General features: G+C 40.4%; 9 protein-coding genes. 5 read left to right on the top strand and 4 right to left on the bottom strand.

What is annotated here, in order from left to right; all coding sequences use genetic code 11:
- Nucleotides 1-54: 54 nt before the first annotated feature.
- Nucleotides 55-1,914, bottom strand: coding sequence for a phosphoenolpyruvate carboxykinase (GTP) (locus WG989_RS07560; protein WP_340428442.1), 1,860 nt, complete (start codon nt 1,912-1,914; stop codon nt 55-57).
- A 294-nt stretch (nt 1,915-2,208) separates the two neighbouring features.
- On the opposite strand from WG989_RS07560, the gene WG989_RS07555 reads away from it, so the two are divergent.
- From WG989_RS07555 to WG989_RS07535, 5 genes are all read left to right on the top strand, one after another.
- The gene (locus WG989_RS07555) at nt 2,209-2,565 is read left to right on the top strand and encodes an invasion associated locus B family protein (RefSeq protein ID WP_340428441.1); all 357 of its coding nucleotides are present in this window, start codon (nt 2,209-2,211) and stop codon (nt 2,563-2,565) included.
- Between the two features lie 132 nt (nt 2,566-2,697).
- Entirely contained in the window at nt 2,698-3,861 is a 1,164-nt protein-coding gene (locus WG989_RS07550; protein ID WP_340428440.1) for a sensor histidine kinase, read from the top strand.
- Entirely contained in the window at nt 3,854-4,573 is a 720-nt protein-coding gene (locus tag WG989_RS07545) for a LytR/AlgR family response regulator transcription factor (RefSeq protein WP_340428438.1), read from the top strand. The genes WG989_RS07550 and WG989_RS07545 overlap by 8 nt, the downstream gene beginning before the upstream one ends.
- 63 nt (nt 4,574-4,636) lie before the next feature.
- On the top strand, nt 4,637-5,194 hold the full coding sequence (locus tag WG989_RS07540; RefSeq protein WP_340428437.1) for a 1-acyl-sn-glycerol-3-phosphate acyltransferase: 558 nt from the start codon (nt 4,637-4,639) through the stop codon (nt 5,192-5,194).
- A gap of 39 nt (nt 5,195-5,233) precedes the next feature.
- Nucleotides 5,234-6,844 carry an amidohydrolase gene (locus tag WG989_RS07535; RefSeq protein ID WP_340428435.1) on the top strand — a complete coding sequence of 537 codons (1,611 nt, stop codon included), beginning with the start codon at nt 5,234-5,236 and terminating at the stop codon, nt 6,842-6,844.
- Nucleotides 6,845-6,878: 34 nt separating this feature from the next.
- Here the strand turns inward: WG989_RS07535 and WG989_RS07530 are convergent, their stop codons facing one another.
- The 3 genes from WG989_RS07530 to WG989_RS07520 all read right to left on the bottom strand — a co-directional run bounded on the left by WG989_RS07530 (nt 6,879) and on the right by WG989_RS07520 (nt 11,523).
- Nucleotides 6,879-7,367, bottom strand: coding sequence for an asparaginase domain-containing protein (locus WG989_RS07530; RefSeq protein ID WP_340428434.1), 489 nt, complete (start codon nt 7,365-7,367; stop codon nt 6,879-6,881).
- Nucleotides 7,368-7,480: 113 nt separating this feature from the next.
- Entirely contained in the window at nt 7,481-8,116 is a 636-nt protein-coding gene (locus WG989_RS07525) for a response regulator (protein ID WP_340428433.1), read from the bottom strand.
- Nucleotides 8,117-8,118: 2 nt separating this feature from the next.
- The gene (locus tag WG989_RS07520; RefSeq protein WP_340428432.1) at nt 8,119-11,523 is read right to left on the bottom strand and encodes a PAS domain S-box protein; all 3,405 of its coding nucleotides are present in this window, start codon (nt 11,521-11,523) and stop codon (nt 8,119-8,121) included.
- Nucleotides 11,524-11,758: the final 235 nt, after the last annotated feature.

Genomic DNA, 11,758 nt, shown 5'->3' with positions numbered 1-11,758 from the left:
TTATGCTTCATCATACTTTAAATAAAGAGCCACTCGTTGAGTGGCTCTTTATTATTAATGCTGTTCCGGTGCCAGCATTTCATTGGGCGAACGCCACAAAGCGCTCAACAATAACTGCCGCATGAATAAAAACTCTTTCGGTAAACGATCATATAGTTTTTCAAAGAGTTCTTCATGTCCCAGCAACTCCTGTTTCCATAATTCAGAATCAATCCGCTGCAGTTCATGAAATTCTTCACGTTTAAATTGATCAAATCCCAAACCGTTCCAATCAAGGTCACGGTAACGTGGCCGCCATCCAATGGGGCATTCAACAGCACTTGCTTTTCCGCTGCATCGTTCAACGATCCATTTCAGCACACGCATGTTTTCACCAAAGCCGGGCCACATAAATTCTCCTTTCTCATTTTTGCGAAACCAGTTCACACCAAAAATGCGAGGTGCGTTGGGAAGGTCACGACCAAACTGTAACCAATGGTTGAAATAATCGCCCATATGATAACCAAGGAATGGTAACATCGCAAACGGATCTCTTCTTACTTTTCCTAACTCGCCAAATGCAGCGGCCGTCATTTCACTACCCATTGTTGCAGCGAGGTAGACACCAAAATTCCAGTTGAACGATTGATAGACCAATGGAACAGCAGTGCTTCTTCTTCCACCAAATACAAAAGCTGAAACAATTACTCCGTTTGGATTATTCCATTCGGAATCAATTGCCGGGTTTTGATTGGATGGTGCAGTAAACCGAGCATTCGGATGTGCTGCTGGCTTTCCACTGTTTTTATCGTATGGTTTTCCATGCCAGTCAGTCAAGCCATCGGGTACTTCTTTCGTCATCCCTTCCCACCAAATATCACCATCTTTTGTAACAGCAACATTTGTAAAAATGGTGTTGGCCTTAATGCTGGCCATGGCATTGGGATTTGTTTTTTCATTAGTGCCCGGTGCCACTCCAAAATAACCTGCTTCCGGATTGATAGCATATAATTTTCCATCTTCACCTTTGTGAATCCATGCAATATCATCACCAACGGTTGTGATCTTCCAGCCATCCAATTCTTTCGGCGGGATCATCATGGCAAAATTTGTTTTACCGCAAGCACTTGGAAAAGCAGCAGCGATATATGTTTTTTCTTTCTGTGGATTTTCTACACCCATCAGCAACATGTGTTCGGCAAGCCATCCCTGGTCTCGACCCATCACCGTTGCAATACGCAAGGCAAAACATTTTTTTCCAAGCAATGCATTGCCACCATAACCACTGCCATATGAAATGATCAAACGCTCTTCAGGAAAATGTGAAATATATTTTACAGTTGGATTGCAGGGCCATTTTACATCCTGTTCTCCCTCCTGCAATGGCGCACCAAGTGTATGCATACATTTCACCCATTCACCATTGATATGTTTCAGCACGTCATCACCCATGCGTGTCATAATGCGCATGTTCACCACTACATATTCACTATCGGTTATCTGCACACCATAACGGGAAAGCGATGAACCAACGGGGCCCATACAAAACGGGATCACATACATGGTTCGGCCGTGCATACTTCCTTTCGTAATGTCTTCGAGGATATGTTTCATTTCGGATGGTTCCATCCAGTTATTCGTGGGACCAGCATCCTGTTTCCGTGTACTACAAATAAACGTGCGGTCTTCCACACGGGCCACATCGCTTGGATCACTGAAGCAGGCAAAGCTGTTCGGTCGCTTTTCGGGATTCAGTTTAATGAAGGTTCCTTTATCAACTAATTGTTGACAAAGCTCATCATATTCTTCCTGTGAACCTGTGCACCAGTGTACATTGGCGGGCTGGAAATGTTCTTCCATTCTATGAACCCACTCTTTTAATTCTGTTTTGTTAGGAGCAATCATTTTTTTGCGGGGTTTTGATGCGACAAACATAATATTCGATTTAGATATCGCAAGTAAATTCTATTGCAATTCTTAAAATATGACTCAAGTAAGTGTGCTGTCCAATCTGTATCATTCATTGGAAATTTGACCATAAACAGTCAATAAATAGATGAACGTTCAGTTCAGCAAGCAAACAATGCCAAAAAACGCTCAACTGCTTTCGTCGATTAGAAAATGAAATCTGCCGTCGCATTGATGTGGCTTGTCTACTTCCTGTTTTTTCAGTTTTGCACAGTAATAATTTTACAGTCATCAAACGATTCATCATTAAACCTTTTTATCATGCTTAACAATTTGAAGAATTTCCTTCTTGCCGCCTTCTTAATCTGTTGCAGTGTAACGGCATTTGCGCAGGAAGAAACCGTTCAACCTAGTACACCTCGTTTTGTATCCGAAAAAGGATATTGGGTGATCAAGAGCAATGTGAAACAACCCAAAGAAGCAGTTGTTTATTTTTACAATCTGCAGAACGACCTGGTGTACGAGGAAGAAGTGAAAAATGTAGCCCTCAACATCAAACGCACAAAAGTGAAGATGCGTTTGAAACGGGCATTGGAGCAAGCCATTGCAACATACGAACGGGGTGAACTTGCAATAAAAGACGAGAAAATTATTGCGTCTATCTTCCGAAAAAACTAACGAAAAAAAGAAAGGTGCCGAGGGCACCTTTCTCCATCAACGCTCAAAACCGTTTATCGACTGAATAAGACTGTTTATCGATGAACAGGTACAATCACTTCGTATTGCGTAAAGAGCTATGTAACTTTAAGCATGATGATCGAAAAATATCCCTTTATTTTTTCGGACGAACGTAGGTACCGGCTTTCAAGACACATCTGTTTCTGGGCATTCTGGTGGATATTCCAGGGTTTTTTGTATTCGTTTGTAGCGGTACGCAGCGGTTATTCTTACCCACTACGTTTACTGTCATCATCTATCGAATCGTTTATCTATTTAGTCCCGCATATTTTCCTGTCGTATTCACTTGCATATTTTGTGATACCGAGATATTTACTCAAACAAAAATATCTTGATACCGTTGTATGGGTTGTGTTGCTTTTTCTGATTACATCGGGAATGGCCGCTTTTCTTTCACTAACAATTATTGAGTGGGTTCGTGAGCAAATTATGGGGGCTGACTATATCAGCAATATCCGAAGGGGTGGCATCGGACTTTCCATCTATTTAGGGTTACTGGCCGGTTTACGTGGAGGTATTACCATTGGAGGCATTGCAGCCGCTATCAAACTAATGAAACACTGGTATGTAAAAGAACAGCGTAACCTGATTCTGCAAAAAGAAAATATGGAAGCACAGTTAGAGGTGTTGAAAGCACAGATACATCCACATTTTTTATTCAATACGCTCAATAATATTTATTCGCATACACGCAACAGCTCTCCTGTTGCTTCCAAAATGCTGATGGAATTATCGGATATGTTACGTTACATTTTATATGAGGGTAATCAGCAACAGGTTTCATTAGGCAAAGAGCTGAAAATGATTAGCGACTACATTGAATTGGAAAAACTCCGCTACGGCAACAAACTGGAAGTAACAATTGATCTGCCAACGAATGCCAACAGATATTCAATTGCACCATTATTATTGTTACCATTTGTAGAAAATTGTTTTAAACATGGCGCCAGTACAATGCTTGAACATCCGTGGGTGAGTTTACACATCAGCATCAACGACAATCTGCTTCATATGAAACTGCTGAATGGAAAAATACAAACAAATGAAATGCATCCAACAGGTATTGGATTGAAAAATGTACAGGAACGACTTCGTCTGCTATATCCCGGTAAACATGAATTACAGATCATTAATGAACCGGATGTTTTTATTGTGAATCTGAAAGCAGAACTGGAATTATTACCTGTTTCTTCAACAACTGTTTTAACTAATGAAAGAACCGTTGCCCATGCATGACCAAACGTTGATACGTTGTTTGATTGTTGATGATGAACCGCCGGCACGAGATATCATCAAACAGTACATTGCAGATACGCCGATGCTGCAACTGTCGGGCGAATGTGGCAATGCCATCCAGGCGATCAGTTTTTTACAGCAATATACCGTTGACCTTATTTTTCTTGATATACGCATGCCGCAATTGTCCGGCACCGATTTTATAAAAACATTATCGCATCCGCCAAAAGTAATTTTTACCACTGCGCATCCGGAATATGCATTGGAAAGTTATGAGTTGGATGTAATGGATTACTTATTAAAACCGATCCGCTTCGATCGTTTTTTGAAAGCAGTGAATAAAGCGTATCAACAAACTGCAACACGCAACACAACGGAACGTTCAATTGTTGAACCCGAACACAAAGATGCGTTTGTTTATTTCCGTGCCGACAGAAAGATGATGAAAGTATTGCTCTCCGATATTCTTTATATCGAAAGCATGAAAGATTATGTGAAAGTGGTAACAGGCAATGAAACCATTATCACCAAACAATCCATCAGTTCAGTAGAAGCGATGTTGCCGGAACAGAAGTTCATTCGTACGCATCGTTCGTTTATTGTTTCGGCAGCATCTATTCATTCGTTTACCAGCGAACTCATCAATATTGGAAAAACAGAGATTCCCATTGGCAGATTGTACCGCCAGCAAGTACTCAAATCACTAACCTGATCTTGCATTAAGTTTTTGTTGCTTCCAAATTTCAACCTACCTTTTCTCACTAAATCGCATTGTATGGTTGGCTGGATCACTTCGCTTTGGTGGAAAATAAACGGATGGAAAATAAACGGAACATTCCCAAATCATATACCGAAAATGGTAATAGCAGTTGGGCCACATACCAGTGCATGGGATATTGTAGTTGGCTTGGCAGCACGCTATGTTACGCCCATTCCTAAAGCGTATTTCCTTGGCAAAAAAGAATTGTTTGACGGTGCGTTCGGCTGGTTTTTTCGTGCATTGGGCGGCACGCCTGTTGATCGTTCTTCATCGCAAGGAATGGTATCGCAAGTAGCTGATAAATTTAAACAGAATGATGTGTTCCGCATTGCCATGAGTCCCGAAGGAACAAGAAAGAAAGTTGAAAAGCTGCGTACAGGGTTCTATTACATAGCGAAAGAAGCAAATGTTCCTATCCAGTTAGTGGGTTTTGATTTTAAAAATAAACAAGTGATCTATGGCCCACTCATTCATCCTTCAAACGACGAAGCAGCCGATTTTAAACAGATCACTTCTTTCTTTGCACCCATTGAAGGAAAAATCAAAGAAGCGGGAATGGCACATCTTAATTAGTATTCATTCATTTACTTCATCATACCAAAACCAATCAGCATGAGAACAATACTTACCAGCTTTCTTTCTCTTTTATTTACTTCCACATTAATTGCACAAACAAAACCCATTCCTCAAACAAAAGCAGATGCATGGAAAAAAGAAGTAATGGCTGCTGTTGATGGCAAAGCAAAAGATGCACAGGTAATGGTTGATATGGTGTTCAGTTTTGCTGAGCTTGGTTTTCAGGAAACTGAAACCAGTGCTTATCTCACAAAAATTTTAGAGCAGAATGGATTTACCATTGAACGTGGAGTTTCAGGTATGCCTACTGCATGGATTGCTAAATGGGGAAACGGCAAACCATTCATTGCATTAGGCAGTGACGTGGATTGTATTCCAAAAGCATCGCAAAAACCGGGTGTTGCTTACAAGAGTCCGATTGTAGAAGATGCGCCGGGACATGGTGAAGGACATAATTCCGGTTTACCATTGGTAATTCTTTCAGCGATTGAAGTAAAGAAAATTATGGAGCGTGAAAAGTTACCCGGCACCTTAATGATATGGCCCGGTATTGCTGAAGAACTGGTTGGAAGCAAAGCATGGTATATCCGTGATGGGCTATTTAAGAATGTTGATGCCTGCATCTTTACACATGTTGGAAACAACCTGGGGGTGAGTTGGGGCGATGCCGGTAATAATGGATTAGTGTCCGTTGAATTTCAGTTTGAAGGAAGCTCTGCACATTCTGCGGGTGCACCATGGCGTGGTAAAAGTGCTTTGGATGCAGTTGAATTGATGAATATTGGATGGAACTACAAACGGGAGCATCTCAAACCAACACAACGTTCGCATTATGTAGTTACTGACGGTGGCGATCAGCCGAATGTTGTTCCGTCGAAAGCAGCTGTATGGTATTATTTCCGTGAACGTACATACGAAGATATCAAAGCAATGTATGATGATGGTATCCGCATTGCCAATGGTGCAGCCATGATGACGAATACAACTGTAAAACATCGTTTACTCGGAACCGCATGGCCCGGTCATTTCAACAAGTCCATTGCAGAAGCCATGTATAAAAATATTAAAACAGTTGGCTTGCCCACATGGAGCAACGATGATCAGGCATTGGCAAGAGCTGTGCAAAAATTAGTGAGTGCACCTAAGAAAGATCAACGTGGAAATGCAATTGATGGGTTGGCTTTAAAGCTTGATACATTAAACGGACCCGTGCAATTCTCTTGGGGCAGTGGTAGTGATGATATTGCTGATATTGCCTGGAATGTGCCAACGGTTGTGTTACGCTATCCTTCCAATATTCCTGGTACACCGGGTCATAACTGGGCCGATGGTATTGCCATGGCAACGCCTATTGCACACAAGGGTGTTGTAAACGGAAGTAAAGTGCTTGCATCAACGTTAATTGATATGCTCACCAATCCAAAGATCATTGCAGATGCATGGGACTATCACAACAATGTGCAAACAAAAGATGTGAAGTACATTCCATTTGTTGAGAAGAATACGCCTCCTGCAACTTTTCTCAATACAAAAATTATGGAACAGTTCAGGCCACAGCTGAAGAAGTATTATTATGATCCTTCTAAATACAATACATACTTAGAACAGTTGGGTATTACTTATCCAACATTGGAGAAGAAAGATTAAACGGAGTGTAGCTTTTAAACATATCAGTGAATAATTATTTCACTTCTTCAAACATGCCTGTTTGTTTGTTTTTGCGCACATTATCCCAATTGAAGTAACGTCCATTCATGGCCACATACACCCCATGCGGTAACGATTGTGCAAAGGCCAACGCACTGCCGAGGTTAAATAAACCATCGCTACTACCAAACTTAATGGGAATCATAGCACCTGTAAGCACCACAGTTTTACCAGTCACTTTTTGTGCAATTACTTTTGCAGTTTCACTCATTGTATCTGTACCATGTGTAATGATGATCTTGTCTTCATCGCACTGGATACATTGATGAACGATCAAGTCACGGTCCTCATTGGTCATTTCAAGACTGTCCACCATCATTAATGTACGTATTTCAACCGGCACATGGCAACGGCCCATTTCCAGCAGATCGTGCATGTGTGTGTCTTTAAAAAAAAGCTGACCGGTAATTTCGTTGTATTCTTTATCGAATGTGCCGCCGGTAATGAAGATGCGAACTGCCATGTGTTTTGATTTTCTTTGTGCTGAATTAGTACAAAGAAAAACAATCTGCCGGTTCTGGCTGCAATAAAAAAGGGCTGCCTTTGCAACCCCTTCTATATTGTAGATAAGTAAGCTTAGATCACTAACCCGGATGAATTAATATAATTCACCAATGCTGCACTGTTTTTCAGGTTCAGCTTCTTCAGAATATTGTGGCGATGTACTTCCACCGTTTTCAGGGAAATATTAAGCTGTGTTGAAATTTCTTTTGATGAAAGCCCTTCTTTAATGTGTTTGATCACATCCAGCTCACGGGACGAAAGTGTGTTGGCGCCTGTACTTTCTTCTTCAAAGATCTGTTCGCTCAAAATGGTTTTTACTTCTGCGCAGATATAACGTTTGCCTTCGTGCACTGCTGCAATAGCATCAAACATTTCCTGCTGCGGAGAATTTTTGGTTACATAACCCATAGCTCCCAGTTTCAACAGCTTCTTTACATAAGCTGGTTGCGAGTGCATGGATACACCAATAATTTTAGTTGAAGGTGAAAACTTACGGATCTGTTCCGTTGCTTCAATTCCATTCATGGGTGCCATATTGATATCCAGTAATGCAATTTTCGGACGAAGTTTTTGTGCCATCTCAATTGCCTCCTCACCATTGCTGCACTGTGCAACAACCGAAAATCGTGCATCGCTGTTTAAAATGAAACTCCAGGTTTCACGGATCAGTTTATGATCATCAGCAATTAGTACAGTAATTTTTTCCATCATCATGTAGTTTTTAAAATATTAATAGGAATTTGAATAACCAATTTGCAACCGTGGCCGGGAGTTGTCAATATTTCTAATGAACCCTCCTGTAACTCTGCACGGCTTTTTATATTAATAAGACCTTGCCCTTTTTTAACTGTTCTAAGATCGAACCCTTTTCCATTGTCGGCGATGAAAAGGTACACCTTGTTTTCTTCCTGGAACATTTCCACTGACACTTTCGTTGCTTCTGCGTGCCGAACAATATTATTCAGCTGTTCCTGTAAAATACGATAAATAGTGAGCTTTACATTCGCATCCATGCGATCTTCAATTGTATTGGTAGCGTAGAACTGTAACTCAAAACTTCCTAACGCCCTGATACTGCCCATCAGATCATTTAACGATTCAACCAAACCCAGATCGTTGATACTGGTAGGTACCAATGAGCGTGAAAGATTTCTTACTTCGGTAATAATTGTATTGATGTGCTTGGTACCACGGTCAATCAATTCATCCGAATCGGCCTGTTTATTCTTCAACATTTCGAGATAAAGTTTGGTAGTAGTTAACAACTGACCAATATTATCATGTAACTCTTTGCCTATCTCAGCCCGTTCTTTCTCCTGTGCAAATACAGCGGCCTGCGCTATCTGGAACTGACGGCTGCGTTCTTTCAGCATCAATTCTTTTTCCAGTTTTTTACGTTCTGTTATATCACGCATGGCACCTACTATACGTACCGGCTTTCCTTTGTTGTTAAAGATCATGTAGCCTTTGTCAAGTACATTGGCATACGATCCATCTTTTCTGCAAAAGCGATATTCACTTTCCCAATGCGGCGTTGTATGCTGTTGCAGGAATAAATTGAAGCTATCGATCACGGCTACTCTTTCATCGGGATGAATATTTGCTTCCCAAAAATCCAATCCCTGATCTGCATCTTCAAAGCCATGACCAAACAGTATGCGATAACCTTCGCTCCAGGTCATATTGTTTATTTCAAGATCAAGATCCCAGATAGCTTCATTGGTTGCCTTTGTTACCAACTCATACCGCTCGTTACTGATTTTCAGTTTCTCAGCAAATTCTTTTTGCTCTGTTATATCCTGCATCGATCCAACAAGGCGAATTGGTAACTGATCTTTATCAACAATAAGATACCCCTTGTCCATCACAAATGCATAGTTACCATCACTTTTCAAAAACCTGTATTCACATTGCCATTGGTTCGAAACGGATTGACTAAGGAACGCATGCAGTTCATGCATTACACGTTCACGATCCTGCGGATGAAGTTTTGATTCCCAGAAATTAAGATCAGAATGTTCCTGATCCGTATCATACCCAAACAATACCTTATAACCGTTACTGCGAACAATTGCTTTTCTTACAAGGTCGTAATCCCAAATAGCCTCATTGGCTGCTCTCTTTATAAATTCATAGCGTTCATTACTGATCTGCAACGCTTCGGCTGCTTCTTTTTGTGCTGTAATATCACGATGCGATGCGATCACAATGCCTTCGCTTAACAATGGTGTTGCAGTCCATGCGATCCATTTTGTTTCGCCTGATTTAGTTACAATTCTGTTTTCAAAATAAGGAACAGCTACACCTGTGCTTAACTCCGTTAATTTTTCTAATACAGCGGGCTTATCATAATCATGCACATAACTAAGTGGATGAATATCTTTTGCCTCTTGTGAAGAGTAGCCGCTAAATTCTATAAAAGCAGGATTTACACGTTTGTAGCGCCCATCAAGTCCGGCTATTGTAAGAATATCTTTGCTGATCAGAAAAAACTGATCGAGCATTAAACTGTTTCTTCGTTTATCGATCTCGGCACCAAACAATTTTCCAAGAATGCTGATGAGATTGCCTTCGTTGCGATTGTATTTTTTTGGCTGTATATTCAAAAAGAAAAAACAACAGATCATACGCTCATCACTCATTACCGGCACCGCTAATGCTGATTGAAAACCTGCTGACAAAGCAGCTTCTTTGCGTTTAAATTTAAATTCACTGCTCACAATATCTTCTATCCAATAAGGCTTATTCGAAATATGCTCTGCCTGATTTATATAAGTTGATATCGGATAATCCGTATCGTTTGTTTGGCTAATGAAATGTAAGATCAACTCATCTGCTTCATTACTTTCAACATCTGCTACCTGGCAGGTAAGATACATGCCGTCGTAACTTGGCATCCATAATTCTGCGAGCTTCCAACCTGCAAAGCTTCTGATTTTGCTTAATGCGTTTTTCAGGTTTACGTGTAACGGGTTGGGTTGAATAAGAATTTCCGACACCTCAAAACCCAATTCATCTTCCTGTTTGGTACGATGCGTTTCTGTTACGTCGGTAACCTGCATCAAATAAGCATTCAAATTAGAATATACGATCTCATGCCGGGCAATGGTAACCAATAATTTTTCGCCTTGCTTTGTTTTATGTCCGGTTACTTTCCCTTCAGCATAAATCGTATTAATTTCTTCGCATGTAAAAGAGCCTGTAAAGAGATCACAAAATGTCAGATTCAGAAACTCATCGAGTGTGTACCCGTAGCGCTGAACAGCATATTCATTTACATCAATAATTTTCTTATGATCGTTACTTATAATAAAGAGCGGAAGAGGCAGTTGATTAAAAAATGATTTATACCGCAATTCACTCTCCTTTAACGCATCCTCCGATTGCTTGCGCAAAGAAATCTCATTCAGATTGAGCAGCATGGACTGTATATGCGGATTGCCAAACAGATTTTTACCTTTTGCCTCTGTCCATAACCAACTTCCATCTTTTTTTCTGAAGCGTATATCAACCGATTGATTCTGATCGGGATTCTGCATTTCACTCTCGAACGCATTGATGGCTATCTGAAGATCATCGGGATGTACAAATTCAAATCCATTTTTGCCAATCAAATCTTCGGTTGAATACCCAAATACTTTTGTAATGTTCGAAGAGCAATAGCTGATCTCATTCTTTTTATTCGTAAGAAAAAACACATCTACTCCGTTTGACAGGAGCTCCTGATACATTTCTTCTTTCGTTGTCATCTGCGTTTTGAACGAAGCCAATTCTTCTTTTCCGGCAAATTCTTGCATGGTATCGTAACCCACACACTGTATGTAAAGCTCTTCGTCTTCGTCTCTTTCAATACCTGTAAACTCCCACTTTGTGGATATGTAATTACCTGATGAATCCGGTTTACGAAAATCAATTGAAATGCTTTTCCCGGGTTCGTTACTGCAAAATTCAAGTGCGTCTTTGCATTCCACCCTGTCGGCGGGATGTACCCTGCTGAATGCAGGTATCTTTTGCATTGCCTCTGTCTGTAAACCAAACCGATTCAAAAAATGAGGATTTGCCATTGCATAGAAGCCATCTGCCTTTACCAGTACATAGTACAGGTGTTGGCTCAATTCGAAGGTTTCGGGTATAAGGGCAATACTATTCATTAATATTGGATACAGTACAAAAGTAAAACAATACCCTTATCGCCTTTGTAGTACAAAATGTATTTAGAAAGCGGTAAACTTTACAGTTTTTGTAGACATATTACTGCAACAGGATAAGGAATCATATCAGACTTTAATTTAAAGTAAAAAGCTTAAACAGTAAAATAAAAAGAATTTTGAACTTCATCCGCTTACAATC

This window comes from Lacibacter sp. H407 (genome assembly GCF_037892605.1).
Taxonomy (GTDB): domain Bacteria; phylum Bacteroidota; class Bacteroidia; order Chitinophagales; family Chitinophagaceae; genus Lacibacter.
This window is presented reverse-complemented; position numbering and strand designations above follow the sequence as displayed.

Excerpts from the sequence above, each read along its gene's own strand:
- WG989_RS07535 (WP_340428435.1), top strand. The coding sequence starts at position 5,234 with ATGAGAACAATACTTACCAGCTTTCTTTCTCTTTTATTTACTTCCACA.
- WG989_RS07560 (WP_340428442.1), bottom strand. The coding sequence starts at position 1,914 with ATGTTTGTCGCATCAAAACCCCGCAAAAAAATGATTGCTCCTAACAAA.
- WG989_RS07545 (WP_340428438.1), top strand. The coding sequence starts at position 3,854 with ATGCATGACCAAACGTTGATACGTTGTTTGATTGTTGATGATGAACCG.
- WG989_RS07525 (WP_340428433.1), bottom strand. The coding sequence starts at position 8,116 with ATGGAAAAAATTACTGTACTAATTGCTGATGATCATAAACTGATCCGT.
- WG989_RS07540 (WP_340428437.1), top strand. The coding sequence starts at position 4,637 with ATGGTTGGCTGGATCACTTCGCTTTGGTGGAAAATAAACGGATGGAAA.
- WG989_RS07555 (WP_340428441.1), top strand. The coding sequence starts at position 2,209 with ATGCTTAACAATTTGAAGAATTTCCTTCTTGCCGCCTTCTTAATCTGT.
- WG989_RS07530 (WP_340428434.1), bottom strand. The coding sequence starts at position 7,367 with ATGGCAGTTCGCATCTTCATTACCGGCGGCACATTCGATAAAGAATAC.
- WG989_RS07550 (WP_340428440.1), top strand. The coding sequence starts at position 2,698 with ATGATGATCGAAAAATATCCCTTTATTTTTTCGGACGAACGTAGGTAC.